Origin of the sequence: Amycolatopsis speibonae, assembly GCF_042647925.1 — a bacterium.
In the GTDB taxonomy this organism is placed as follows: domain Bacteria; phylum Actinomycetota; class Actinomycetes; order Mycobacteriales; family Pseudonocardiaceae; genus Amycolatopsis; species Amycolatopsis speibonae.
The window spans coordinates 20,512-45,302 of sequence record NZ_JBHRWK010000020.1 but is presented as its reverse complement, the minus strand read 5'-3'; the positions used below and the strand labels follow the sequence as shown (position 1 = coordinate 45,302).

General features: G+C 68.8%; 23 protein-coding genes. 4 read left to right on the top strand and 19 right to left on the bottom strand.

All coding sequences use genetic code 11. The annotated features are described in order from the left end of the window. Positions 1 to 130: 130 nt before the first annotated feature. Positions 131 to 2,689 (bottom strand): ATP-dependent Clp protease ATP-binding subunit, encoded by a 2,559-nt coding sequence (locus ACFOSH_RS14590; RefSeq protein ID WP_378239385.1) that lies wholly within the window; start codon positions 2,687 to 2,689, stop codon positions 131 to 133. Between the two features lie 358 nt (positions 2,690 to 3,047). Here ACFOSH_RS14590 and ACFOSH_RS14585 point away from each other — a divergent pair, with 358 nt between their 5' ends. Next, positions 3,048 to 3,866 carry a (2Fe-2S)-binding protein gene (locus tag ACFOSH_RS14585; protein ID WP_378239384.1) on the top strand — a complete coding sequence of 273 codons (819 nt, stop codon included), beginning with the start codon at positions 3,048 to 3,050 and terminating at the stop codon, positions 3,864 to 3,866. Here ACFOSH_RS14585 and ACFOSH_RS14580 read toward each other — a convergent pair. Next, complete coding sequence (locus ACFOSH_RS14580) at positions 3,863 to 4,444, bottom strand: TIGR03086 family metal-binding protein (protein ID WP_378239383.1); 582 nt, start codon at positions 4,442 to 4,444, stop codon at positions 3,863 to 3,865. The genes ACFOSH_RS14585 and ACFOSH_RS14580 overlap by 4 nt on opposite strands. Positions 4,445 to 4,516: 72 nt before the next feature. Here ACFOSH_RS14580 and ACFOSH_RS14575 point away from each other — a divergent pair, with 72 nt between their 5' ends. Next, complete coding sequence (locus ACFOSH_RS14575; protein WP_378239382.1) at positions 4,517 to 5,362, top strand: helix-turn-helix domain-containing protein; 846 nt, start codon at positions 4,517 to 4,519, stop codon at positions 5,360 to 5,362. A gap of 6 nt (positions 5,363 to 5,368) precedes the next feature. Here the strand turns inward: ACFOSH_RS14575 and ACFOSH_RS14570 are convergent, their stop codons facing one another. Further along, complete coding sequence (locus tag ACFOSH_RS14570) at positions 5,369 to 5,722, bottom strand: histone-like nucleoid-structuring protein Lsr2 (RefSeq protein ID WP_005165380.1); 354 nt, start codon at positions 5,720 to 5,722, stop codon at positions 5,369 to 5,371. Between the two features lie 151 nt (positions 5,723 to 5,873). Next, entirely contained in the window at positions 5,874 to 7,385 is a 1,512-nt protein-coding gene (gene lysS, locus ACFOSH_RS14565; protein ID WP_378239381.1) for a lysine--tRNA ligase, read from the bottom strand. 94 nt (positions 7,386 to 7,479) lie between these two features. Between lysS and ACFOSH_RS14560 the strand changes: the two genes are divergently transcribed. Next, positions 7,480 to 8,253, top strand: a complete 774-nt coding sequence (locus ACFOSH_RS14560) for a class I SAM-dependent methyltransferase (protein WP_378239379.1) — start codon at positions 7,480 to 7,482, stop codon at positions 8,251 to 8,253. Between the two features lie 54 nt (positions 8,254 to 8,307). Here the strand turns inward: ACFOSH_RS14560 and ACFOSH_RS14555 are convergent, their stop codons facing one another. From ACFOSH_RS14555 to ACFOSH_RS14525, 7 genes are all read right to left on the bottom strand, one after another. Beyond that, a complete protein-coding gene (locus ACFOSH_RS14555; RefSeq protein WP_378239378.1) occupies positions 8,308 to 9,096 on the bottom strand; it encodes a type III pantothenate kinase in 789 nt (262 codons plus the stop codon). Positions 9,097 to 9,100: 4 nt separating this feature from the next. After that, entirely contained in the window at positions 9,101 to 9,595 is a 495-nt protein-coding gene (gene panD / locus ACFOSH_RS14550; protein WP_378239376.1) for an aspartate 1-decarboxylase, read from the bottom strand. Positions 9,596 to 9,607: 12 nt separating this feature from the next. Then, positions 9,608 to 10,516 carry a pantoate--beta-alanine ligase gene (panC, locus tag ACFOSH_RS14545; protein ID WP_378239374.1) on the bottom strand — a complete coding sequence of 303 codons (909 nt, stop codon included), beginning with the start codon at positions 10,514 to 10,516 and terminating at the stop codon, positions 9,608 to 9,610. Continuing rightward, positions 10,513 to 11,448 (bottom strand): Rossmann-like and DUF2520 domain-containing protein, encoded by a 936-nt coding sequence (locus ACFOSH_RS14540; RefSeq protein ID WP_378239541.1) that lies wholly within the window; start codon positions 11,446 to 11,448, stop codon positions 10,513 to 10,515. The genes panC and ACFOSH_RS14540 overlap by 4 nt, the downstream gene beginning before the upstream one ends. Before the next feature lie 135 nt (positions 11,449 to 11,583). Then, a complete protein-coding gene (locus ACFOSH_RS14535; protein WP_378239373.1) occupies positions 11,584 to 12,753 on the bottom strand; it encodes a PrsW family intramembrane metalloprotease in 1,170 nt (389 codons plus the stop codon). A 28-nt stretch (positions 12,754 to 12,781) separates the two neighbouring features. Then, positions 12,782 to 14,830, bottom strand: coding sequence for a DUF6779 domain-containing protein (locus ACFOSH_RS14530; RefSeq protein ID WP_378239372.1), 2,049 nt, complete (start codon positions 14,828 to 14,830; stop codon positions 12,782 to 12,784). Positions 14,831 to 14,899: 69 nt separating this feature from the next. Then, entirely contained in the window at positions 14,900 to 15,361 is a 462-nt protein-coding gene (locus ACFOSH_RS14525) for a DUF3180 domain-containing protein (protein WP_378239371.1), read from the bottom strand. 60 nt (positions 15,362 to 15,421) lie between these two features. Between ACFOSH_RS14525 and ACFOSH_RS14520 the strand changes: the two genes are divergently transcribed. Then, complete coding sequence (locus ACFOSH_RS14520) at positions 15,422 to 16,363, top strand: MerR family transcriptional regulator (protein ID WP_378239370.1); 942 nt, start codon at positions 15,422 to 15,424, stop codon at positions 16,361 to 16,363. A gap of 322 nt (positions 16,364 to 16,685) precedes the next feature. On the opposite strand, the gene folK is transcribed toward ACFOSH_RS14520, so the two are convergent. The 8 genes from folK to ACFOSH_RS14480 all read right to left on the bottom strand — a co-directional run bounded on the left by folK (position 16,686) and on the right by ACFOSH_RS14480 (position 24,785). After that, positions 16,686 to 17,177: a 2-amino-4-hydroxy-6-hydroxymethyldihydropteridine diphosphokinase gene (gene folK / locus ACFOSH_RS14515; protein ID WP_378239369.1), complete on the bottom strand. Its 492-nt coding sequence runs from the start codon at positions 17,175 to 17,177 to the stop codon at positions 16,686 to 16,688. Continuing rightward, positions 17,174 to 17,533 (bottom strand): dihydroneopterin aldolase, encoded by a 360-nt coding sequence (gene folB, locus ACFOSH_RS14510; RefSeq protein ID WP_020632060.1) that lies wholly within the window; start codon positions 17,531 to 17,533, stop codon positions 17,174 to 17,176. The genes folK and folB overlap by 4 nt, the downstream gene beginning before the upstream one ends. Then, positions 17,526 to 18,368, bottom strand: coding sequence for a dihydropteroate synthase (folP, locus tag ACFOSH_RS14505; protein ID WP_378239368.1), 843 nt, complete (start codon positions 18,366 to 18,368; stop codon positions 17,526 to 17,528). Before folP ends, folB begins: the two co-directional genes overlap by 8 nt. Further along, positions 18,365 to 18,979 carry a GTP cyclohydrolase I FolE gene (gene folE, locus ACFOSH_RS14500; RefSeq protein ID WP_378239367.1) on the bottom strand — a complete coding sequence of 205 codons (615 nt, stop codon included), beginning with the start codon at positions 18,977 to 18,979 and terminating at the stop codon, positions 18,365 to 18,367. Before folE ends, folP begins: the two co-directional genes overlap by 4 nt. Beyond that, positions 18,948 to 21,374: an ATP-dependent zinc metalloprotease FtsH gene (gene ftsH / locus ACFOSH_RS14495; RefSeq protein ID WP_378239366.1), complete on the bottom strand. Its 2,427-nt coding sequence runs from the start codon at positions 21,372 to 21,374 to the stop codon at positions 18,948 to 18,950. The genes folE and ftsH overlap by 32 nt, the downstream gene beginning before the upstream one ends. A gap of 202 nt (positions 21,375 to 21,576) precedes the next feature. Next, on the bottom strand, positions 21,577 to 22,410 hold the full coding sequence (locus ACFOSH_RS14490) for an ESX secretion-associated protein EspG (protein WP_378239365.1): 834 nt from the start codon (positions 22,408 to 22,410) through the stop codon (positions 21,577 to 21,579). Between the two features lie 132 nt (positions 22,411 to 22,542). Beyond that, positions 22,543 to 23,337, bottom strand: a complete 795-nt coding sequence (locus tag ACFOSH_RS14485; protein WP_378239364.1) for an ESX secretion-associated protein EspG — start codon at positions 23,335 to 23,337, stop codon at positions 22,543 to 22,545. A gap of 65 nt (positions 23,338 to 23,402) precedes the next feature. Beyond that, positions 23,403 to 24,785: a WXG100 family type VII secretion target gene (locus tag ACFOSH_RS14480; protein ID WP_378239363.1), complete on the bottom strand. Its 1,383-nt coding sequence runs from the start codon at positions 24,783 to 24,785 to the stop codon at positions 23,403 to 23,405. Positions 24,786 to 24,791 lie beyond the last annotated feature (6 nt).

The following is a 24,791-nucleotide window of genomic DNA, read 5'->3' as shown; positions in this document are numbered from 1 at the left end:
GTGACCAGAGGCGCGACTCGCGTGATTGAAGGCGGAACACGCGTGATCAGACGGAGGACACGGCCCTGGAACGCGAAAGTGCCCGCCGCGGCAAAACCGCGACGGGCACTTCCGGACTACTTACCGAGGCTTACTCCGCCTCGGCTTCACCGCTCTCTTCGCTGGTGCCGGCACCGATGCTGACCGGCGGGGCGTCCGGGACCGACGAGGGTCGCGTTTCGCCGCGGAAGACGAAGTGCGCCTTGTCGTCCTTCTCGCCCTCTTCGTCGTTCCAGCCTTCGACGTCGACCAGGATGATCTGCCCGGCCTGGACCTCGCCGAACAGGATCTTCTCCGACAGCTGGTCCTCGATCTCGCGCTGGATCGTGCGACGCAGCGGCCGCGCGCCCAGCACCGGGTCGAAGCCGCGCTTGGCGAGCAGCGCCTTGGCCTTCGGTGTGAGCTCGAGGTCCATGTCCTTGGCCTTGAGCTGCTTCTCGACCCGGGCGATCATCAGATCGACCATCTGGATGATCTGATCCTTGGTCAGCTGGTGGAAGACGATGATGTCGTCGATCCGGTTCAGGAATTCGGGCCGGAAATGCTTCTTCATTTCCTCGTTGACCTTTTGCTTCATCTTCTCGTACCGGTTGGCGGTGTCGCCCCCGGACGAGAACCCGAGCGAGACGGACTTGGAGATGTCCGAGGTACCCAGGTTCGAGGTGAAGATGAGCACGGTGTTCTTGAAGTCGACCGTACGACCCTGGCCGTCGGTGAGACGGCCGTCTTCGAGGACCTGCAGGAGCGTGTTGTAGATCTCCTGGTGGGCCTTCTCGATCTCGTCGAACAGCACCACCGAGAACGGCTTGCGCCGCACCTTCTCGGTCAGCTGGCCGCCCTCTTCGTAGCCGACGTAGCCCGGAGGGGCACCGAAGAGCCGCGAAGCGGTGTAGCGGTCGTGGAACTCGCCCATGTCGATCTGGATGAGCGCGTCGTCCTCGCCGAACAGGAACGCCGCCAGCGCCTTGGACAGCTCGGTCTTACCGACACCGGACGGACCGGCGAAGATGAACGAACCGGAGGGGCGCTTCGGGTCCTTCAGGCCGGCGCGGGTACGGCGGATCGCCTGGGAGACGGCCTTGACCGCGTCCTCCTGGCCGATGATCCGCTTGTGCAGCTCGTCCTCCATACGGAGCAGACGCGTGGTCTCCTCCTCGGTGAGCTTGAACACCGGGATGCCGGTCCAGTTGGCGAGGACCTCGGCGATCTGCTCCTCGTCGACCTCGGCGACGACGTCGAGGTCGCCGTCCTTCCACTGCTTCTCCCGCTCGCCCTTCTGACCGAGGAGGGTCTTCTCCTCGTCGCGGAGGCGGGCGGCGCGCTCGAAGTCCTGCGCGTCTATCGCGGACTCCTTGTCCCTGCGCACGTCGGCGATCTTCTCGTCGAACTCGCGCAGGTCCGGCGGCGCGGTCATGCGGCGGATGCGCATCCGGGCGCCGGCCTCGTCGATCAGGTCGATCGCCTTGTCCGGGAGGAACCGGTCGTTGATGTAGCGGTCCGCCAGGGTGGCCGCCTGCACCAGCGCGCCGTCGGTGATCGAGACGCGGTGGTGCGCCTCGTACCGGTCGCGAAGGCCCTTGAGGATCTCGATCGTGTGCTCGAGCGACGGCTCGCCGACCTGGATCGGCTGGAAGCGGCGCTCCAGCGCGGCGTCCTTCTCGATGTACTTGCGGTACTCCTCGAGGGTGGTCGCACCGATCGTCTGCAGCTCACCGCGGGCCAGCATCGGCTTCAGGATCGACGCGGCGTCGATCGCGCCCTCGGCGGCACCCGCGCCGACGAGCGTGTGCAGCTCGTCGATGAACAGGATGATGTCGCCGCGGGTCTTGATCTCCTTGAGCACCTTCTTGAGGCGCTCTTCGAAGTCACCGCGGTACCGGGAACCGGCGACCAGGGAGCCGAGGTCGAGGGTGTAGAGCTGCTTGTCCTTCAGCGTCTCGGGCACCTCGCCCTTGACGATGTTCTGCGCGAGCCCTTCGACGACGGCGGTCTTGCCGACGCCGGGCTCACCGATCAGGACCGGGTTGTTCTTGGTGCGCCGCGACAGCACCTGCATGACCCGCTCGATCTCTTTGCCACGGCCGATGACCGGGTCGAGCTTGCCTTCGCGGGCCTGGACGGTCAGGTTGCGGCCGAACTGGTCGAGCACCAGCGACGACGACGGGGTGCCTTCACCGCGTCCGGAGCCGGTCTCGGTCGACTCCTTGCCACCCTGGTAGCCCGACAGCAGCTGCAGAACCTGCTGACGCACCCGGTTGAGGTCCGCGCCGAGCTTGACGAGCACCTGCGCGGCGACGCCTTCTCCTTCGCGGATCAGCCCGAGCAGGATGTGCTCGGTGCCGATGTAGTTGTGGCCGAGCTGCAGCGCTTCGCGCAGCGACAGCTCAAGCACCTTCTTGGCCCGCGGGGTGAAGGGGATGTGCCCGCTCGGGGCCTGCTGCCCCTGGCCGATGATCTCCTCGACCTGCTGGCGGACGCCCTCCAACGCGATGCCCAGCGATTCCAGCGCCTTGGCGGCGACACCTTCACCCTCGTGGATCAGACCCAGGAGGATGTGCTCGGTGCCGATGTAGTTGTGGTTGAGCATCCGGGCCTCTTCTTGGGCCAGGACGACCACCCGCCTCGCGCGGTCGGTGAACCTCTCAAACATGTGCACTCCCTCGACTGCTGCGACGGCGGCCCGTTTCCATCGTGCTTTCACCGCGATGGATTCAGCACCGTGAGACCACTCTAGTAGCCACGCGGTCGCGCTGGCGTACCACTACGGCTGATTGCGGCCCGTTCGCGCCCGTGCCGTTCTCCGGCCGTGCGCTGTTTCATCTTCCGGTTGCCCTGCACCTTTACGTCAAGCCCAACGTGCGAACACGCGCCCGGATTCCGCCGGATGCGCGTTGTCCGCTGAGCGCGAACACGCTCGGCGAACGGAGTCCGCCCAGTGGATGGACACCCGTCCGGAGTAGTCACGGACCGTATGTAAGGTTAGGCGTACCTAATGACGGGAGGCCGGTGTGTCGCATCCCCGTGTGCTCACGTCGTCCGAAGGCGGGCTCCGGGCCTCCTTCACGAGGCTGCCCGGGGACACCCGGATCCGCGGAGACGTGCCGTCGGACGAGCCGGGCTGGGTCCGCTGCGACGAACTGCTGGACGAACCGGCCCGTCTCGCGCGCTGGAGGGACCGGCTCGGCGGCTGGCTGGCCGAGGAGTACCCGGAAGCGTCCGAGATCCCCGAGCGGATCCCGGCGAGCTGGATCCTGTCCTGGTACCTGCACGTCCCGGCGTTCGCCGGCGCGATGCTGCTGCACCACGAACGCCGGGTCCCGGCGCTGGCCCCGTCCGCGCTGGCGTTCCGGATCGGCGGCGGCAGGCCGCACCCCGACTCGATCGCCGTCCTCGGCGGCGGGTTCCACTGCCTGCCGACCGATCCTGGCTCGGCGCGGCCGGGGGCCGTCGTCGTCCCGGACGAGCGAGCGCTGGCGACCGTGCTGCGCGGCAGGTTCGTCGCGCACGCGAGCCGGTTCATCGACGTCTACGGGCCGATGACGAGGCTCGGGCGGCGGCAACTGTGGGCGGCGGCCACGGACGCGCTCGACAACGCGCTGTGGTCGGCGGGACGGCTGGGCGGCTCCCCGGAGGCCGAGGGAGCCGGGGTCGCGGACGCCGCGCTGGTCCTCGAATCGCGGTTCCCGCCGCTGACGTCGGCGTCGAAGCTGACGCTGGCCCCGGGGGCCGAAGGCCGCCGGGAGTGGACGCGAAACCGCGAAAGCTGTTGTTACTCCTATCTACTGCCCGCGGAATCGGAATGCGGCGGCTGTCCGCGCATTCGTTAAGACATCCAGGCAGGATTCCGCCCGGAAGCGCCCAAAGCGCGTTCGAACGCCGTTGCGCCTTCCGCAACCGTCACTTCTTCGCCGTATACCTTCATGGAACGTGCCTGCTCGCCCATCGCGGCAGCGGAGGCGTAAACGGCTTCGGCCGCTTCGGGCGCGACGTCGACAGTGCGGCCTGTCGCGCGGGCGAGATCCCAGCCGTGGAAGACGAACTCGCCGAGCACCATGTCACCGACGATCGAGGCCGGCATCTCCGCCGTGCCGAGCGCCGTCATCCCCTGCCACGCCTCGGGCACCCCGAAGACCTCCACGAGCCGCGCGGTCTGCTTCCCGGCGGCGTCGAGCCAATCAGCGCCGACGAGGCCCGCCTCCGCCTCACCCGTGGCCACCTCGGGCGGCGGAACCTTGCGTCCGGCGGCTTCGAGCCAGGGCCCCCAGTAGAGAAGGTGGTTCAGCAGCGCGCGGACGTCGTACTCGGCGCACGGCGTGCGGGCGGCCAGTTCGGTCTCGCCGATCCCGCGCAGGATTCCGGCGAATTCCGCGGCGGCGGGGGCGATCAGGGCAGCGTGTTCGGGCATAGGGGCATGAGTTCACGGAAACGGCCGCGCTGTCTTGAAAAAACGCGACAGGTTCCGAGCTAGATTGAGCGGGTGAGCGGGCATCGGATCCCGGCGGGGATCGTCAACGCGCGGGAGGCGAGCGCGCGGTTCAGCCTCGTCCGCCATCCGCCCGGACCCGGACTGCGACCGTTCGTCGACCACCACTGGGTGCTGCGCTGGGACCTGGGCGGCCGTCCGCCCCACGACCAGGTGGTCCTGCCCAATCTCGCGGTCAACGTGACGTTCTTCCGCGACGCGGCGGGCGCGTTCGGACCGGGGAAACGACCTTTTCACTACGTAGTCGAGGGCACGGACCACGGTATCGGCGTGCGATTCCGGCCCGGGGCTTTCCGGACATTCCTCACCGGTCCGGTCTCGATGATCTCCGGCGGTTCTGTTCCGCTCACCGATCTCTTCCCCGGCGCCGGACCGGTGACGGAATCGGTACGGAATGCGACGGACGACTTCGAAATGATCCGCCGGTGCGAGGAACTGCTCCTCGGGAAACACCCCGTGCTCACCGCCGCGGCCCGGACGGCCATCGGAGCGGTGGAAACAATCGCGGCCGAACCGGCCATAACCAGGGTCGGCGAGCTGTCAAGCCGAACGGGTCTGTCTCGGCGAAGCCTGCAACGCCTGTTCACCGAACACGTCGGCACCGCCCCCAAATGGGCGATTCAGGTATACCGATTGAACGAAGCGGCGGCACGGATCGCTGCCGCGGAACAGCCCGACTACGCGGAACTGGCGTTCACGCTGGGCTATAGCGACCAAGCGCACTTCATCCGGGATTTCCGCTCCGTGACCGGATGGGCGCCCACGGAGTACGCCCGCTTGAACCGTGTACAAGAACAAGAAAGCCGCCGGGAACAGTTTCCCGGCGGCCGTCAGGTCTGAAAGACCTCAGTTCTTCTTGTGGTAGGCCTCCACGACCTCGGACGGGATACGTCCACGGTCGGAAACCTGGAAGCCGTTCTTGCGGGCCCAGGCGCGAATGGCCTGGTTCTGCTCGCGGTCCACGGTCGCGGGGCGGGCGGCGGCCTTCACGCCGGCGACCGGACGAATGGCGGTGCGCTTACGGCCACCCGCGCGACGGGCGTGCTCCACATACTGGGCCAGGGCGTCGCGAAGCTCTTCCGCGTTTTCCGCGGAAAGGTCGATCTGGTAGCTCACACCGTCCAAACCGAACTCGACGGTCTCTTCCGCCTCTGTGCCATCGAGGTCATCGACGAGCGAGACGAGCACCTTCTGTGCCATCTGTTTCCTCCTGCTGGGGGCTTACACGAATGATCTGGTACGGGGCATGCCCCGGACAGAAGACTTTGTCTAGCGACATTAATACCCGCTACCGAGACATAACGCAAATCTTGTTTACGAGAACGATCGAGGTATCTGTCACGCGGACGGGTTATTCCGGTCGGACGAGCGGGAACAGGATGGTCTCCCGGATACCAAGGCCGGTCAGCGCCATCAGCAACCTGTCGATCCCCATTCCGACACCACCGCTCGGCGGCATTCCGTACTCCAGCGCACGGAGGAAATCCTCATCCAGGTTCATGGCCTCACTATCACCCTGCGCACCCAGCCGAGCCTGTTCCACCAGACGCTGACGCTCTACCACGGGATCGACCAGCTCGGAGTATCCCGTGGCGAGTTCGAATCCGCGCACGTACAGATCCCACTTCTCGGCAACCCCGGCCTTGCTGCGATGTTGCCTGGTCAGCGGGGATGTCTCGACCGGAAAATCACGGACAAAAGTAGGTTCGTGGAGATGATCGCCGACGAGATGTTCCCAAAGTTCTTCGATGAGTTTGCCGTGGCCTAACTTTGGGTCGAGCTCCAGGCCTCGCGCTTCGGCATAGGAACGCAGCTTGTCCGCCGATGTCTCGGGAGTGACCTCTTCCGACAACGCCTCGGACAACGACTCGTACATTCCGAGTGTGGTCCACTCGCCGGACAGGTCGTACTCCGAACCGTCGGCGAGAGTGGCCACCTGGGTACCGAGAACGTTCTGCGCCGCCTCCTGGATGAGCTGACGCGTCATCACCGCGTTGGAGTCATAGGTCGCATACGCTTCGTAGTACTCCAGCATGGCGAACTCGGGCGAGTGGGACGAGTCGCTGCCCTCGTTCCGGAAGTTCCGGTTGATCTCGAAGACCTTCTCGATACCGCCTACCACGCAACGCTTGAGGTAGAGCTCGGGAGCGATCCTCAGGTACAGATCGAGGTCGAAGGCATTCGAATGCGTGACGAATGGCCGCGCCGCCGCACCGCCGTGCAGCGTTTGCAGCATCGGGGTCTCGACCTCGAGGAATCCTCGACCGTGAAACGAGTCACGCAGGGAACGCAGCACACCGGCGCGGGTACGGACCACGTCCCGGGCCTTGGGACGCACGATCAGATCGACATAACGCTGCCGGATCCGCGTTTCCTCGGCCAGCTCTTTGTACATCACCGGCAACGGACGCAATGCTTTCGACGTGATCCGCCAGGAGTCGGCCATCACGGAAAGCTCACCGCGCTTGGACGTGATGACCTCGCCTTCGACGAATACGTGATCACCGAGATCGACATCGGACTTCCACGCCGCGAGTGCCTCCGCGCCCACCTTCGCGAGGCTGATCATCGCCTGCAACTCGGTGCCGTCGCCTTCACGAAGACTCGCGAAACACAGTTTGCCGGTATTGCGCATGAACATGACCCGGCCGGTGACGCCCACGATCTCGCCGGTGGCCGTGTCGACAGGAAGGTCGGAATGCTTCGCCCGCACTTCGGCCAGCGAGTGCGTCCGGGGCACCTCGACCGGATACGGATCGATACCCTCCGCGATTATCCGGTCGCGCTTGTCCCGGCGCACCCGCATCTGTTCCGGCAGGTCTTCGTCGGGGCTCACGCCCTCGGATGCGGGGATTTCAGTCATGCGCACAGCGTACGAACCCGCCCCTTCCCTACGCCAACCGGATTACCTTTCCGCATCCGGGCCGTCGGGTTTTCTCTCCATTAACCTGGATCGTGTGAACTCATCCACTCCCGGCATCGAACCCGAACTGCACGCACGCCGCGCCGCCTCGTTCGGCGCGGAGGCCGCCGCCTATGGCGCGCACCGGCCCGACTATCCGGAAAAGGCACTGGCCTGGGCGCTGGCAGGCGCGAAGGGAACACCGGAACGAGTCCTCGACCTCGCGGCGGGAACCGGCAAGGTCAGCGAGGGCCTGCTCGCGCTGGGCGTCACGGTCACCGCGGTCGAACCGGACGCCAAAATGCTCGAAGAACTCACCAAGACACTCCCCGCCGTCGCCCCGCTCATCGGGACGGCCGAGCGGATCCCGCTGCCGGACGACTCCGTGGACGCCGTGGTCGCGGGCCAGGCCTTCCACTGGTTCGATCTCGACCGGGCCTACCCGGAGATCGCCAGGGTGCTGAAACCAGGCGGAGTCGTCGCCGCCCTGTGGAACCACGACGACGAATCGGCGGGCTGGCTGGTGGAGCTGAACACGCTGATCAAGACCTCGGTGAGCAGGCGCTGGCTGAACGACTACCGGTCGCTGCTCGAACACGAGGCCTTCGAGCCGTTCGAGAAGAAGACTTTCGGTCACAAACAACCCAGGACGGCGGAATCGCTGGTGGCGACTTTCGCCACCCATTCGCACATGCTGGTGGCCACGCCGGAAGAACGTGAAGCCAAACTTCGCACGGCGCGGGAATTCCTCGACCGGAACCCGGAAACCGCCTCGGGGGAATTCGACCTGCCGATCACCACCACGGTCTTCCGGGCCCGCAAGCGGTGACCGACTGGGGTCTGCCCGGGGCAGGATGCCGTGACTCGCGTGATCGGTGTTCGATCACGGACGTGACGTGGCGTGGTTGCGTTCGTAGACCAGCCGCAGGCCCAGCAGCGTCAGATCCGGCACGTGCTCGGTGATCGTCTCCGACTCCTCCAGCACGAGCGGCGCCAGGCCGCCGGTCGCGATCACCGCGACCGGGTCCACCCCGCCCGGTGACAGCTCGCGTTTGATCCGTTTCACCAGGCCGTCGACCTGGCCGGCGAACCCGTAGAGGATGCCGGACTGCAGGCATTCCACGGTGTTCTTCCCGATCACCGACCGGGGCGGCACCAGCTCCACCTTGCGCAGCGCCGCGGCCCGTGCGGCCAGGGCGTCGACCGAGATCTCGATGCCGGGCGCGAACGCGCCGCCGAGGAACTCGCCCTTGGCGGAGATGGCGTCCACATTGGTCGAAGTGCCGAAATCCACCACCACGCAGGCGGTGGTGGGGTGCAGATGGTGCGCGGCCAGGGTGTTCACCAGCCTGTCCGCGCCCACCTCCTTGGGGTTGTCGACCAGGAGCGGCACACCGGTGCGCACCCCCGGCTCGATGACGATCTTCGGCAGCCTGCCGTAGTACCGCGAAAGCATGACGCGCAGTTCCCGCAGTACGGCGGGAACCGTCGACAGCGCGCTGATCCCGGTGACCGCGTCGGCGTGCGGGCCGAGGAGCCCGCGCATGGTGAGCGCGAGCTCGTCGGCGGTGATCCGCGCGTCGGTGCGCATGCGCCAGTCTCCGGCCAGCTCATGGCCGGAGTAGAGGCCCAGCACGATATTGGTGTTGCCGACGTCGACCGTGAGCAGCAAGGACTCAGCTTTCGGCGTGCAGCAGCGCGTCGAGACGGCGGGCGTCGGCGGTTTCGGCGACCGGGAAGGTCATCGTGTCGTCGTCGGCCAGCGTCACGGTGCCGCTCAACAGTCCGGACCCCTCGGGCGCGTGCCCGGGGTTGCCGCCCTTCTCGACGATCCGGTTGTCCGCGTCGACGAAGACGACCCGCGGCCGGAACGCGGCCGCCTCGGCGTTCTCCATCTGCGCGTACGAAATCAGGATCACCAGGTCACCGGGGTGCACCAGATGCGCCGCGGCGCCGTTGATGCCGAGCACCCCGCTGCCGCGTTCGCCGGCGATCACGTAGGTCTCGAGCCGCGCGCCGTTGGTGACGTCCACAATGGACACCTGTTCGCCCGGCAGCAGATCCGCCGCGTCCATCAGGTCCTCGTCGACGGTCACCGAGCCGACGTAGTGCAGATCCGCCTGGGTCACGGTCGCCCGGTGGATCTTCGATTTCAGCATGGTGCGGTACATCGTGGACTCTCCCTATTCCCCTGCGTCCAGCGCGTGTTCCGGATGGTCCGCGGCAGCACCGAGCACCACACCGACGTTGTCGATCAGCCGGGTACTCCCCACCCGGGCCGCGATCAGCAACCGCGCTTCACCGTCGACGGGCGCGGGCCCGAGGTCGGTTCCCCTCAATTCCAGATAGTCGATCTCGACCGCGGGACGCGCGGCGAGGGTCTGCCTGGCGGTCGCCAGCACGGCTTCCGCGCCGTCGCGTCCGACGAAGGCACCCGCGGTGAGTGCCGCCGACAACACGATCGCGTCCTCGCGCTGTTCAGGGGTCAGGTAGACGTTGCGCGAGGACAACGCCAGCCCGTCGCGTTCCCTGACCGTCGGCACCCCGATGACCCGGGTTTCGAAGTTCAGGTCACGCACCATCTTCTTGATCAGCACCAGCTGCTGGTAGTCCTTCTCCCCGAAGAAGGCGTAGTCCGGCCGCACGATGTTGAACAGTTTCGCCACCACGGTCAGCACGCCGGCGAAATGCCCCGGCCGGACCGCCCCTTCCAGCTCGTCGCCGAGCTCGCCGGGGTGCACCGTGACGGTGGCACCGTCGGGATACAGATCCGACGCCTTGGGCAGGAAGCCCAGCTCGACGCCGTCCTCCTTCAGCACCTCGAGGTCCTTGTCCAGCGGACGCGGGTACGCCTCGAAGTCCTCGCCCTCCCCGAACTGCAGGGGGTTCACGAAGATCGACGTCGCGACGACGGTGTTCGGCAGGCGCTTCGCCCGGCGGATCAGCTCGCGGTGCCCCGCGTGCAGGGCGCCCATCGTGGGTACCAGCGCGACCTTGCGACCGACCCCGTGCAGGGCCCGCGTCACCTGGCTGACCTGCTCCGGCGGCTGGAAGGTGTGCAGCGTGCCTCGGGCGAATTTCGGTGTGCTCACTGGTTTTGCTGCCCTTCGGCGGGATCTGCGGGGTCTGCGGGATCACTGAGGAGTTCGGTGAGTTCGGCGGCGGCCGAGGCGTCCAGGAGCCCGGCGGCGTCGCCGCGCGCCAGCGTGCGCTTGGCCAGCGCTCGATAGCTCGGGGCGATGTCGGGGCCACGTTCCGCCAGCACCGCGAGGTGCTTACGCACGGTGCCGAGATCACCACGGGCCACCGGCCCGGTCAGCGCCCGGTCCCCGTGCCGCAGAACATTATCCAACGCCGCCGACAACAACGGAGCCACCAGGCGTTCGGGCTGGGCGATTCCCGCCTCCCGCAACAGTTCCGCGCAGTCGGCGACCAGTGTCATCAGGTGGTTCGCGCCATGCGCCAACGCCGCGTGATAGAGCGCTCGCGCTTCGTCAGGGACCCGGACGGGCTCCGCGCCCATCTCCACGGTCAGCGCTTCGCCGACGTTCCACGCCGCTTCGTCACCCTCTGTGGCTGTGACGCCGACGCTGCACGCGGCCAGTCTGTCGAGGTCTTCGGAGCGGCCGGTGAAGGTCATCACGGGGTGCAGGGCCAGCGGCAGCGCCCCGGCCTCGGCGGCGGGCGCGAGGACGTCGATGCCGTGTGCCCCGGAGGTGTGCACGACGATCTGACCCGGGCGCAGCGAGCCGGTGGCGACGAAACCGCGCACCATCCCGGCGAGCGCGTCGTCGGGCAGGGCCAGCAGGACCAGGTCGGCGCGGCGGGCGACCTCGTCGGGCGGCAGGAGGGGCACGTCGGGGAGCAGTTGCTCCGCCCGGCGCACCGAAGCGTGGGAAAGACCCGACGCGGCGACGACGGTGTGCCCGGCCCTGGTGAGGGCGGCGCCGACGACGCTGCCGACCCGGCCGGCGGACACGACGCCCACGGCCAGGCGAGCGGGCCTCATCATGGCGTGCGCCAGTGGACGCTCATGGTCGAAAACTCCTCAACTCGTTCCAGTCCCGCTCGGCGGTCGCGGGTACCGGACGACGGCGCGAGGGTAACCCTCAGGCACGCGTCTGAAACGGCCCCCGTGACCAGCTTCACCTGTTCGAAGTCACCCTCGCGGGGCACCGTCGGCCAGCCTCACGGCCTCGGCACGCGAGGTCTTGAGCACCTGCAGTAGTTCACGCTGCCGCTGTTTCGCCTCGTCGGTGAGCTTCCGGCCGCGTCTCAGGAAGGCGAGCTCGGTCACGCTGGCCTGGTAGCGGCCGACGGCCTTCGCCGCGTCCCGGCCCGACTGCTTCCGCGCCTGTTTCCGCCACGACCGCCGTCCGGACAGGCTGGCCAGCAGCGGCACCTCCGACGGCGCGATCCAGCGCGCGTCGACCATCATCGGCAACGCGGCCGCGACGATCCGCTGCTCGCGGCGGCGCTGCATGAGCACCACCGAGAAGACCCCGATGAACAGCGGCACCATGATCAGGAAGTAGACGTTCAGGAAGGTCTTCGCACCACCGAGCAGCGCGGCGCCGTTCCACAGCGCGTGCAGCAGCACGGCGACGATGTAGCCGCCGATCGGCGCCAGGATCCGCAGCGAGCGGACCTTGGTGCTCGCGGCGACACCCAGCCCGATCCCGGTCATCACGGCGAACAGCGGATGCGTGAACGGCGAAAGCACGCCGCGCAGGAAGAACGCCGCGAGCACACCGGCGCTCGTGCCGTCCCCGAAGCCGTGCTCGGCGAAGGCGCGGCCGAAGTAGTAGATGTTCTCGGTGAAGGCGAACCCCGCCGCGGTGAACCCGGCGTAGACGATCCCGTCGACGACGCCGTCGAACTCGCTCGGGCGGCGCCACCACAGCAACAGGATGAAGGCGGCCTTCGCGGCCTCTTCGACCAGCGGCGCCGAGATCAGGCCGCTGATCTTGCCGCCTCCGCCGCTGCCGAGCAGCAGGTCACCGACGGCCTCGGCACCGCTGTTGAGCAGCAGGGCGATGATCGTCGCGACGCACGCGCCCCAGACGAAGGACAGCAGCAGGAGGTTCGGCGGTTCCGGTTCCCAGCGGTCGACCCACAGGAACGCGGTGACCACCACGGCGACCGGGACGAGCGCCGCGAGCACACCGATCGTCACCGCGGGCAGGCCGACCTTCTCGGTCACCGTGCCGAAGACGAACAGCCCGCACAGCGCGACGGCGATCAGCCCGAGCACCGGCAGCAGCACGGTGATCGACCGAGACCGGCGGGCCCGGTCGGGACCGGGCGCCGGGGAGGAAGGCTCGCTCACAGCGGGTCACCCTACCGTCGGTACGGGGTCAGTCTTCGGCACGCCGCCTGCGCCGCGGAGTGGACTCGTTCGCGCCGTTGGCGGCGAGCAGGTCCATCACCGACCGGCCGGAAGCGTGGGAGCCGGCGGCGGGAGTCTCCGGACGGCTGTGCGAAGACCCGTTACGGGACGGCGCTTCGTCCTCCGGCTTCGCCCGCCTGCCGCCGTGACGGCCGCCCGCGGATTCGGTGCTCTGCCAGGCCGGGGGATCCCCGTCCGGACGGCGGCGACGGCCACCTCCGGTGGGCTCCGGGACGTTCGGGGCCGGGGTGATCGAGACCGAGGAGTCCTCCGCGGCCCGGCGACGGCGTCCGCCGCTCCCGTTCTGCGTCAAGCGGACCTCTTCGGGCAGCGTCGGGTTGACCGCGGACGGCTCCTCGACGGGCGGACTGTGCCGCGACGGCGCCTCGGCGGCCGGACGGCGCACCGGTTCGGGCTCCGGCGGCCGCACGGGCTCGGCACGGCGAGGCGGCTCGGACACGATCGGGATCGACAGCGGGGTCGGGGGCTCCGGGTCTCGACGCGGCTCGGGGCGCGGCAACGACGCAGACTGCTGGGGCTGAGGCTTGGGCTGGGGCGGCGGTGTGGGGCGCAGCCGGTCCTGGAAGTCGTCCTTCCTGGGGAACGCGGCGCTCAGGTCGGAGACCGGGCGTTCCTGCGTCCAGGACGGCTTCCACTCGCCGGTGGCCTCCATCGGCTCCGCCGGAGCGGCGGGCTTGTTCGTGGGCGGCGGCGTGCCACCGGCCGGGCGGGACCGTTCGACCGGCTTCATCCCGGGCCTGGTCATGCCGAGCTCGCGATTCGGCCGGGGACGGTCCGGCTCGACCTTCTTGACCGGCTTCGCCTGCGCGGCGGGCTTCACCGGCGGCGTCTGCGTCCGGGTCGGCTCCTCCGGGCGCGTGGCGGGAGGACGTTGCACGGTGCCCGCGTCGAGGCGCTGCTGCAGCGAGGGCTGCTGCTGCTGTTGCTGCGGACGGCGCTGCGGTTCGGGGCGCTGGGGTTCCGGACGCTGCGGTTCGGGGCGCTGCGGTTCAGGGCGCTGGGGCTGCCGGGCGATGGTGGGCATCGACGGCTGCGAGACCTCGGCGCGCGAGACGCCCGGCATCGACGGGCGGGACACCTCGGCCGGGGTCACCGGCGGCGGGGTCTTGCGTTTGGCGTCGACCCTCGGCATCGGCCGGGAGATCTCGGCGGGCGACATGCCGGGGTTGGACATCTCGAGCCGCTCGCGACGGGCGGCCTCGGCGGCGAGCGCCTCCGCCGCCTTCGAGGCGCGGGCGTCCGCCTTGCGCATGCTGCGGCGGGTCGATTCGTCGGCGGGCTTCGGCCGGGGGACCTGATTGTTCTGGCCGTATCCGTTGGCGCCGTTGGCCTGGCCGTTCGCCGGCTTGCGGCGGGCGGCGGGCGGGGTTCCGGCCCGCGCGGCGGCGGGTTCGAGGACTCGGTCGATCATCTCGGTCGGGCGCTCGCGCTCGCGTTCGCGCTCGTCGACGTCGATCGTGGTGCTCTTGGCCGCCATCAGCTGGGGTTTGCCGTTGCCGTTCTCGGACCCCGCGCTCATCAGCTGTTTGTTGTCGAGGGACCGCATCCGGGTGGCCTGCGCGGTGAGCGCGACGCGTTCGAGGAGGACCTCACCACCGCCGAAGAGCGACTGGAGGCTCTCGCGCAGAGCGCTCACCTCGGCTCTGAGCGCTTCGAGCTCATCCTGGGAGCGGCTGTCGGCGGCCTGCCTGTTCTCCGCTTCCATCTCCAGCTCGAACTCGCGGCGGGCGGAGATCTCGCGTTCCAGTTCCAGCTCGTAGACGGCTTGCGCCTCGGCGACGGCGTCCTCGCTGTGGGAAACGTGCTTTCGATAGCGGACCGCCAGGAACGCGCCGATCAAGGCGGCCCACAGCGCCGCGACGATGCCCAGCCGCAAGAAGCGGAGGTCGTCGGAAAGCACCAATGCGAGAGTCGCGCCGACGGCGAGAACCAAGCCGACGACAAGCCACGGCCTACCCGCAAGGCGGCCGCGCGAGTCGTCACCCACCCCGGTCATGCCCAACACCGTACCTTCTAGTAATCCGAACGAGACCTAGTCGGTACTTCGAGCGGTGCCTCTCGAGCGTTAACCGGTCGGCTTCCGATCGCGGTCCCGATCGCTGCCCTCGGGGGTCCGGCAGCAGTGTTCGAGCCACAAAGCCGCAGCTACCAGCGCCACCGAGCTGACGATCCCGACCGTCGCCGACCGGAGATCACCGGTCGCCGCGAGGAGTTCGTCACGTCGCGGAAAAAGATACGCGAAAGCCGCCAGCCAGACACCCGTCATGACGGATCCGGCGAGCGAAGAGGCCTTGGCGAGGGCCACCGATCGGGCGACTGAGATCGCGGACAGCACCCGGCCCTCCTTGATCCGCGAACGGACGATGAAGGCGAGCACGACCTCGCAGAGCGCGAGGACGAGCAGCGTGATTCCGGCGAACAGCGGAAGCGCGGGAATGGATCCGTAGGCGACCTGGAAGAGCAGATAGGCCAGGACCAAACCCAGGAGGCCGGCCACCGCCAGCTCGCGTGGCCGGGTGAAGTGCATGGTCCAACGCTACCTGGCAGGCTTGACTCTCCACCAACTGGAGAGTCGACGATGAAGCATATGGGCACCGCAGCGGTTTTCACCATCGGGGAGCTGGCCAAACGGACCGGCCTGCCGGTGAAGACCATCCGCTTCTACTCCGACGAAGGGCTCCTCCCGCCGACCGACCGCACCGATTCCGGCTACCGCCTCTACGACGCCACCGCGATGGCGCGCCTGGAGCTGGTCCGGACGCTGCGGGAGCTCGGGCTGGGGCTCGCGGACGTGGAGCGGGCGCTGACCAGGGAAGCGACCATCGGGGACCTCGCGGTCCAGCACGTCGCCGCCCTGGACGAGCAGATCCGGCGGCTGGAGCTGCGCCGAGCGGTCCTGCGAGCGGTGGCCAAACGGGACTCACCACTGGAGGAGGTCGAACTGATGAACAAACTCGCGTCGATGTCGGACGAAGACCGCAAACGCTTGCTCGACGAGTTCTGGGCGGACATGGTCGAAGGGCTCGAACTGGATCCGGAGTTCTACGAGCGGATGCGCTCGGCGAAACCGGAACTGCCCGACGACCCGACGCCCGAGCAGCTGGAGGCGTGGATCGAGTTCGCCGAGCTCGTGCAGGACGAGGAGTTCCGCGCGTCGATCCGCCGGATGAGCGAGTGGCACTCGCAGCTGAGGAAGCAGGACGGGGCGGACTTCGGCGAGAAGCAGCAGGAGCTGTGGATGGCGTGGAGCGCGAAGGCGTCCGAAGCGCTCGAAGCCGGCCTCGCGCCGGACTCGCCCGAAGGCCGGGAACTGGCGGAGACGATCTTCGCGCAGTCTTCGCGGAACGGGCGGGACCCGGCCGATCCGGCCTGGCGGAAGCGGCTGGCCGACGGGATGGCGATCAGCTACGACCCGCGCGCCGAGCGGTACTGGTTCCTGCTGGGGAAGATGAACGGCTGGCCGTCGTTCCCCTCGCAGATGCCGCAGGCCGAGTGGGTCGTCGCCGCCCTGCGCTCCGCGCTGGGGTAGCGAGGGACCTTTGCTATCGCCCCGCACCTCCCGCGCGTTTCGCCCTCCGGATGCGGTGGTTCTTGGCGCGAACTACCGCGTGAGGACTAACGCGGGCGACCGGGTTGGGGAGGGCGTCGGTCGAGTGGGTCGTGAGTGGCAAGTGTCGTTCTAACCCCACTTGCCACTCACGACCACCTGTACCGACACGTCACCTGCCCCTTTCGCGACATTCCACCCGGCTCGCGGGACACGACCCTGGGTCCTGCAGGACTCGTTTAGTCCTCTGGATGCGGTAGTTCGCGCCACGAACCACCGCATCCAGAGGACTAAACGCGGAAGGTCAGGCGAGGACGAAGGAAGTCAAGCGGACGGAGTCGCGGTCCGAAGCGGGGCGGGCGGCGAGAAGGTCGGCGACGGGACCGTGGCCGGGGAGCACCGCGGCGGGCTCGATCTCCAGCCAGGGGATCAGCACGCTCGCGCGCTCCGGCGTGCCGGGATGAGGAAGCAGCAACTGGGGGTCGTCGGAGCGCACCCCGTCCACGGTCACTATGTCGACATCCAGCGTGCGCGGCCCCCACCGGACCTCGCGCACGCGTTCGGCGGCCTGCTCGGCCGCCTGCCCGGTGCGCAGCCAGTCCCAGTGATCACGCGCCGGGTCGTCCACCAGGACGACGGCGTTGAGGAAATCCGGCTGGTCCTCGACACCCCACGCCTTCGTCTCGTAGACGGACGACACCGCGACGACCGCGGGCCGCACGGCGTCGACGGCGGACTGGAGGAAGGCGAGCCGGTCCCCCAGGTTCGAACCGAGCGAAAGCAGCGCGCGGCTCATCGCTCCCGCCGCACCGTGACCGCGACGTCGTCGAAATTCAGCGGGATCGGCGCGGACGGCTTGTGCACCGTCACCTCGACGGCGGTCAGCCGCTCGTCGCGCAGCACCTCGTCGGCGATCTTCCCGGCGACGCTCTCGATGAGGTCGTACGGCTCGCCCGCCACGATCCCGGCGGCGAGCTCGGCGAGTTCGCCGTAGTGCAGCGTCTTGGTCAGGTCGTCGGACGCGGCGGCCGGGCCGAGGTCCAGCCACACCACGATGTCGACGACGAACTCCTGCCCGTCGCGCTTCTCGTGGTCGAAGACCCCGTGCCTGCCGAAGACCCTCAACCCGGTCAACGTGATCCGGTCAGACAACAGGACTCCCCTTCCGCCAAGCCGCCGCGACGGTCACGGCGTCGATACTCGCGCCGACCTCGTGCACCCGCACTCCCCACGCGCCCGCCGTGGCGGCGAGCGCGGACACGGCCGCGGTCGCGTTCTCACGGCCGTCCGGCGGGGCGGGTTTTCCGTCCTTTCCGGACAGGAGGCGGCCGAGGAACCGTTTGCGCGAGGCGCCGACGAGAACCGGGAACCCCAGTGACAGAAAGGAATCGAGGCCGTTCAACAGCGCCCAGTCGTGCTCGGCGTCCTTCGCGAAACCGAGCCCGGGGTCGAGCACGATCGCGCGGGCGTCGACACCGGCGGCGACGGCTTCGTCCACTCGGGACAGCAGTTCGGCACGCACCTCCGCGACGACGTCCTCATAGGACGCCAGCGCGTTCATGTCCTTGCTGTGCCCGCGCCAGTGCATCAGCACATACGGGACACCGGTCTCGGCGGCGACCTTCGCCATGTTCGGGTCGGCCAGCCCGCCGGAGACGTCGTTGATGACGGACGCGCCCGCCTCGACGGCGGCGAGAGCGACCTCGGCGCGAGTGGTGTCCACCGACATCGCGACACCGTCGGCGGCGAGTGAGCGGATCACTGGCATGACCCGGGAAATCTCGGTTTCGGCGTCCACTCGGGACGCTCCGGGACGGGTCGACTCCCCGCCGACGTCGATCAGGTCCGCGCCGCGCGCCCACATCTCGTGCGCGTGCTCCAGCGCCTGCTCGACGCCGAGGTAGCGGCCACCGTCCGAGAAGGAATCGGGCGTGACGTTGAGGATGCCCATCACCGCGCAGCGGCCGGGCCGGGGCAGGGCGGTCATCGACGGCCCTTGATCAGGTCCAGCGCCTCCGCCCGCGAGGACGCCGAAGACTGCAGCAGACCGCGCACGGCCGACGTCGTCGTCCGGGCGCCGGGCTTGCGGATGCCGCGCATGGCCATGCAGAGATGCTCGGCCTCGACCACGACGATCACGCCGCGGGGCTTGAGCTTGCGTACGAGTGCGTCGGCGACCTGGGACGTGATGCGCTCCTGGACCTGCGGGCGCTTGGCGTAGAGGTCGACGAGGCGGGCCAGTTTGGAGAGGCCGGTGACCTTGCCGTGGCTGTTCGGGATGTAGCCGACGTGGGCGACACCGTGGAAGGACAGCAGATGGTGTTCACAGGTGCTGAACATCGGGATGTCCGTCACGAGGACGAGTTCTTCGTGCGCCTCGTCGAACGTGCGGTCCAGGACGTGGTCCGGCTCGGTGTAGAGCCCGGCGAACATTTCCCGGTAAGCGCGAGCGACCCGGGCCGGGGTCTCCAAGAGACCGTCCCGGTCCGGGTCCTCACCACAGGCGAGCAGGAGTTCGCGTACGGCTTTCTCGGCCCGGTCTTGGTCGAAGACCGGGCTTTCGCCGTTAACGCTTGGTGTCGTCCTGTCCGTCGTCACGCCGTTGCTGTCCTTCGTCCTGCTGACCGCCAGGCTGGCCCGGCTCGCCGCCGAACCAGGTGTCACGCGGGCGATCTTCGGCGGGACGCCAGGGCTGGTTCGGCTGTCCGCCCGGCTGGGTCGCCGGGGTCCATCCGGGAGGAGCCCCGTAGTTCGGCGGGCCGCCAACGGGCCCACCCTGGTAACCGCCTGCCGGACCGCCCGGCTGCTGCCCACCATATGCCTGGGGCCAGTGGCCGGTGCCGTTCGGCCCACCGTTCGGGCGGCCGCCGTTGGGGTAGGCGCCCGGCTGCGGCGGAGCGTAGGGGTTGGCGTTCGGGTCCGGCGGCGGGACCGGGGCCGCGTACGGCGGGCCACCGGGAAGGTCGCCGCCACCCTGCGCGGTACCGACCGGGGTCGGCGCCGGCTGCAGGACCGGCTGCTCCTTCTTCTCCTCCGGCGGGGGCCAGGGCTCGCCGCGCTCCATCGCCAGCTCGCCGGGGGTCTTGATCGGCGGCTTGTCGGACGGCTTCCGGTCACCGAACTCGTTGAAGATGGTGATGTGCGGGCGCTTCTCGACGGTCGCGAAGATCCGCTCGAGGTCCTTGCGGGTCAGCGTCTCCTTCTCGAGGAGCTCGATGACCAGCTCGTCCAGCACGTCACGGTAGGTGCTCAGCACGTGCCACGCCTCGGTGTGCGCGGTCTCGATGAGCTTGCGCACCTCCTCGTCGATCTCGTGCGCGACCTCCAGCGAGTAGTCCGCCTGGCGGCCCGCCGAGCGGCCGAGGAACGGGTCGCCCTGCTCCTGGCCGTACTTGACGGCGCCGAGCCGGGCGCTCATGCCGTATTCGGTGACCATCGCGCGGGCGATCTTGGTCGCCTGCTCGATGTCGGAAGAAGCACCGGTGGTGGGCTCGTGGAAGACGAGCTCCTCCGCCGTCCGGCCGCCCATCGCGAAGACCAGGCGCCCGATCATCTCCGAGCGGGTCATCAACTCCTTGTCGTCCTCCGGGACGAGCAGGGCGTGACCGCCGGTGCGCCCGCGCGGCAGGATCGTCAGCTTGTAGACCGGCTCGATGTCCGGCATCGCCCACGCGGCGAGCGCGTGCCCGCCCTCGTGGTAGGCCGTGATCTTCTTCTCCTTCTCGGAGATGATCCGGCTCTTGCGGGCGGGGCCGCCGACGACGCGGTCGACCGACTCCTCCAGCGCGGCGTCGTTGATCACGTGCCCGTTCTGGCGGGCGGTGAGCAGCGCGGCCTCGTTGAGCACGTTCGCCAGGTCGGCGCCGGACATGCCGACGGTCCGCTTGGCGAGGCTGCTCAGGTCGGTGCCCTGCGCGATGGGCTTGCCCTTGGCGTGCACCTCGAGGATCGCCTTGCGGCCGCGCATGTCCGGTGCGGACACCGGGATCTGGCGGTCGAACCGGCCGGGACGCAGCAGCGCCGGGTCGAGGATGTCGGGACGGTTGGTCGCGGCGATCAGGATGATGCCGCCGCGCGCGTCGAAGCCGTCCATCTCGACGAGGAGCTGGTTCAGCGTCTGCTCACGTTCGTCGTGGCCGCCGCCGAGGCCGGCGCCGCGCTGGCGGCCGACCGCGTCGATCTCGTCGACGAAGATGATGCAGGGCGCGTTCTGCTTGGCCTGCTCGAACAGGTCGCGGACCCGCGAGGCGCCGACACCGACGAACATCTCGACGAAGTCCGAACCGGAGATCGTGTAGAACGGCACGCCCGCCTCGCCGGCGACGGCTCGCGCGAGCAGCGTCTTACCGGTACCGGGCGGCCCGTAGAGCAGTACGCCCTTGGGGATCTTCGCGCCGAGAGCCTGATATCGCGCCGGGTTCTGCAGGAAGTCCTTGATCTCGTACAGCTCTTCGACGGCCTCGTCGGCGCCCGCGACGTCCCCGAAGGTCGTCTTGGGCATGTCCTTGTTGAGCTGTTTGGCCTTCGACTTGCCGAAGTTGAGGACGCGGTTCCCGCCGCCCTGCGCGTTGTTCATCATCCACATCAGCAGGCCCAGCACCAGCGCCAGCGGAATGGCGAAGATCAGGATCTGGGTGAGGACGTTCTGCTGGGTGACCTTGGTGGTGAACTTGACCGGGTTGTCACCGCTCTTGAGGCCGATGAGCTGCCCGTAGATGGTGCCCGCGACGTTCGCCGGATACTGCGCGATGATCTGGTCGACCTGCTGGCCTTCGACCTCGATCTTCTTGTTCAGCAGCAGCTTGACCTGCTGCTCCTTGTCCTCTTGCGAGGCTTCCTTGATGTTGTTCGCGGTGATCTGCTGATTCGCGATCGAGATCGGCACCTGGGTATAGCCACGATCACTGTCGAAGATCGTGTTGTAGGCGAGAAACGCCAGTACCGCCGCGAGAATCCAGAGCACTGGGTTCTTGAGCACGCTCTTCCGGTTCATACGACTCGGCCCTGGTGGCCTCGACCCTTCCTGGTTGGGCGGCTCCTGCTGTTACCCGCCATCACGATCTTGACGACCCATGGTGCTCCGACACCCGCCCCTCAGGATACCGCCCGCCTGGACGGACGAGGGTGGTGAGCCTCTCGGACGTCAACGGCGGACGCCTCGCGAGGGTTCCCGGAGCGTGAGCGCGTGGGCCACCCTAACGTGTGTCGACCGCCACACCGGCGGCCATTTCGCCCAGTCGCATGCGCAGTGTCTTGACGTCGGCGGGTGAGACGGTGACCCACTCGCGTCCGTCCGGACCGGCCTGTGACGTGCTGAGGTAGCGCCCGCTGGCGGTGTCGAACCAGCCGAGGACGCGGGACCGCTGCTTGGCGCCGACGTGGGACCGGCTGTTCGCGGCGAGCTGACCGCCGCGCAGCCGCGGCTGGCCGGTGAGCTTGCCGAACGCCTCGCGCGGATCCGCCGTGACGCGTTCACTGAGTGAGACTCGGGACTTCTCCTTGCGACGGACCTTCGCCGCTTCGGGCTCCTCGGCCTGCTTCGTCGGGTTGACGGCGCCCCGGATCGGCTCGGTGCGGCGGGCGTCGTCGATCGGCAGCGTGATGGACGCTTCCGAGCCGCGGTGCCCCGGGGGCAGCAGGTCGACGACCGCTGTCGGGAGCCCGTCGGCGGGCGCCTCGCGCAGCCAGAACCCGAACTGGTCCTGGATGGCGATCACCCCGTCACGGCCGTCGGTGGCGCCGAGCAGGGCGATCGTCGGGACCTGGAAATCGGGGATGTGCAGCGCGTCGATGGTCAGCGAGCCGCGGGCGAGGAGATACAGCCAGTCCTCGATCCTCCGCTCGAGCCTTCCCCTGTCGTCGCGGATGCCGCGGGCCTGGAGTTCGGCGTCGACGCGGTTGCGCAGCGCGCGGCGCTCGCCCTCGGTCGCGCCGTGCGAACGCAGGCGCAGCGGATAAGGCAGGTCGCCGAGCTCGGCGGACTCCCAGAGGAAGTCGAACGCCATCGGCGTGAAGTGTTCCTGATGCATCGCTCCGTGCCCTCCCGGCACCTTGACTTCTGGGCCTCGGGACACCCAGAGGGTTCACGATAGCGAAGGGGTACGACAGTCATCGGCTGGATGCGGAAAGTGTCAGTTTCAGCCCTCACGCGCGGTAGCCGATCAGCGCGCGGGAGAAGCCTCGGAAGCGATCTTCCCCAGCAGTTCCGTGAGCCGCTGTCGCAGCGTCGCCGGATCCGCGGGCGCGATGGTGATCCAGTCCCGGCCGTCGGAACCGCGGGTGGCCTGCGTGAAGTACCGGCCGGACTGCGTGTCGAACCAGCTCAGCACCGAAGACCGGCTCCGCGTGCCGTGTTTGCTGCGCGCGTTGGCGCCGAACTGGCCACCGCGAAGCCGCGGCTGCGCCTGGAGCCGCGAAAGCGCCTTGCGGTCCTCGTCGGACGTCGCCGAACCGTCCACCTGCGGCTGACGACGCTGGAGGAAGTCCGCCCCCGAAGCGCCGACGAGGCCGTCCAGCGGGAGGGTGATCGACTTCTCCGTGCCGCGCGAACCCGGCGGCAGGAGGGAGACGATCGCGCTCGCGAGGCCGTCCTGTGCGATGGGGTGGAAGTGGAAACCGCGCTGGTCCTGCACCGTCAGGAGGCCTTGGCCGCCGAGCAGTGACGCGACCGCGAGCAGCGGTTCGGTGTTCGGGTTGTTGAGCTGGACGCAGTCCAGACTCAGATCCGGCCTCGCGAGGACGCCGAAATAGTCTTCGATGTGGGGTTCGGGACGCCCGCGCTCGTCGGCCAGACGACGCTGGTTCAGCGACTGGAGCGTCTGCGTCCGCAGCGCGCCGCGTTCGTCGACGGTCGCCCCGTGCGAGCGGAGCCGCAGCGGATACGGCAGCTCTCCGGCGTTCGCGCTCTCCCACAGGAAGTCCAGGTCGACCGCGGTGAGCAGTTCACCGTTCGCCATACAAGCCCCCCAAACAAGTCAGCGGGCGCGCGGCCGAATCGGCCGCGCGCCCGGTGAAAACCGCTCTAGCGATCGTCGTCTTCGGTCCAGGCACCGATGACCGGCGGCGGGGTCGCTTCGTTGGCGCCGAAGGCGTCGTCCGGGTCCGGCTCGATGAGGAACGACGCGTGCGTGTGCTCCTCTTCCTGCTCGGCCTGCGCGCCGTGGGCACCCATGCCCATGCCGCCGCCCATGCCCTGCATCGGCGGGGTCGGGCCGCCGCCGATGGTGCCGCTGGAGGACACGATGCCCTGCTGCGGCACGGCCTGGGACGCGGCGCTCTGCGCGGGGGCCTTGTTGTCGGTCGCCGCGGCGTCGGTGCTGTCGGAGTCCTTGGCGCCGGACTTGTTGCCCTGTCCGAGCGCCTTGGCACCGGCGTAGCCGAGGCCGCCGCCGAGACCGGCCGCGGTGAGCGCCTGGCCGAGCCCGCCGCCGCCGCTCGCCGCCGGGGCGTGCGGAGCCATCGGGGCACCGGCACCGGACGCGACACCGGCACCCGGCGCGACACCCGAAGCCGGGAGGTTCCCGGTGGCGGGGTTGTAGCCGGCCTGCGAGAACACGCCCGAGTCCGGACCGGCGTGGACGACCGGCGCCGTGCCACCCGGCTGCGCGCCGCCGTAGCCGTGCGTGCCGGCGAAGACCGGGGTGCCGGAGACAGCGCCCGAGTTGAGGCCTCCGCCACCGACGTTGCCGACACCGCTGAACCCGACGCTGTTGTGCGTGGCCGTCGGCTTCATGCCGAGGGATTCGGGGCCGAAGCTCGGAGTCGAGCCGTCGACCTCGCTCATCTCCTTGGTGTAGGCCTCGAGGAACCTGGCCTGCTCCGCCCGCACTTCCTTGTCCTGGTCGGCGAGGGGCTTCTGGTCGGTGATCATGCCGACCGGGCCCGCCGCGAGGGCCTGGCCCAGTGCGCCTTCAGGGGTGTAGTTGGTCGGCTTCGGCATCAGCTTGACCTTGGTGGCCGCGTCGGCCTGCTTCTGCAGCCTGTCCGCCATCGTGTTCGCGGCCTCGGAGGCCTGCGAACCCGAGTTCGCGATGGCCACCAGCGAACCCTGGGCGCTCGCCGCGCCCTGGCCGATCCAGGCGGCGCCCAGTTCGGAGATCGCGTTGTAGAGGTCGTTCGACGCCTGGCTCAGCTTGCTGCCGTGCGAGGTCCACGACTGGCCGATCGACGTCGCGGTGCTGGGATCGTTGCCGATGTTGGCCTGGTTCCACAGGTCCTGGCTGCTCGGGGCACTCTCCCAGTTCGGCGGGTTCGTGATGGCGCGGTCGGCGCCGATCTCGAATCCGTCCGAACGACCGCGGGCGGACGAGACGATGCCCGCGGCCTGCGAGTTGTCGCCGAGCTGGACCGGGGTGCTGCTGCTGTTGCTCTCGCCGTAAGAGTCGGCGCTGTGCTTCGGTGGCATGGCTTT

What these genes read in the sequence shown, in the direction of transcription:
- ACFOSH_RS14590 (WP_378239385.1), bottom strand. Translation starts at nt 2,689, where the DNA reads ATGTTTGAGAGGTTCACCGACCGCGCGAGGCGGGTGGTCGTCCTGGCC.
- ACFOSH_RS14580 (WP_378239383.1), bottom strand. Translation starts at nt 4,444, where the DNA reads ATGCCCGAACACGCTGCCCTGATCGCCCCCGCCGCCGCGGAATTCGCC.
- ACFOSH_RS14570 (WP_005165380.1), bottom strand. Translation starts at nt 5,722, where the DNA reads ATGGCACAGAAGGTGCTCGTCTCGCTCGTCGATGACCTCGATGGCACA.
- lysS (WP_378239381.1), bottom strand. Translation starts at nt 7,385, where the DNA reads ATGACTGAAATCCCCGCATCCGAGGGCGTGAGCCCCGACGAAGACCTG.
- panD (WP_378239376.1), bottom strand. Translation starts at nt 9,595, where the DNA reads ATGTACCGCACCATGCTGAAATCGAAGATCCACCGGGCGACCGTGACC.
- ACFOSH_RS14530 (WP_378239372.1), bottom strand. Translation starts at nt 14,830, where the DNA reads ATGACCGGGGTGGGTGACGACTCGCGCGGCCGCCTTGCGGGTAGGCCG.
- ACFOSH_RS14525 (WP_378239371.1), bottom strand. Translation starts at nt 15,361, where the DNA reads ATGCACTTCACCCGGCCACGCGAGCTGGCGGTGGCCGGCCTCCTGGGT.
- ACFOSH_RS14520 (WP_378239370.1), top strand. Translation starts at nt 15,422, where the DNA reads ATGGGCACCGCAGCGGTTTTCACCATCGGGGAGCTGGCCAAACGGACC.
- folK (WP_378239369.1), bottom strand. Translation starts at nt 17,177, where the DNA reads ATGAGCCGCGCGCTGCTTTCGCTCGGTTCGAACCTGGGGGACCGGCTC.
- folP (WP_378239368.1), bottom strand. Translation starts at nt 18,368, where the DNA reads ATGACCGCCCTGCCCCGGCCCGGCCGCTGCGCGGTGATGGGCATCCTC.
- ftsH (WP_378239366.1), bottom strand. Translation starts at nt 21,374, where the DNA reads ATGAACCGGAAGAGCGTGCTCAAGAACCCAGTGCTCTGGATTCTCGCG.
- ACFOSH_RS14490 (WP_378239365.1), bottom strand. Translation starts at nt 22,410, where the DNA reads ATGCATCAGGAACACTTCACGCCGATGGCGTTCGACTTCCTCTGGGAG.
- ACFOSH_RS14485 (WP_378239364.1), bottom strand. Translation starts at nt 23,337, where the DNA reads ATGGCGAACGGTGAACTGCTCACCGCGGTCGACCTGGACTTCCTGTGG.
- ACFOSH_RS14480 (WP_378239363.1), bottom strand. Translation starts at nt 24,785, where the DNA reads ATGCCACCGAAGCACAGCGCCGACTCTTACGGCGAGAGCAACAGCAGC.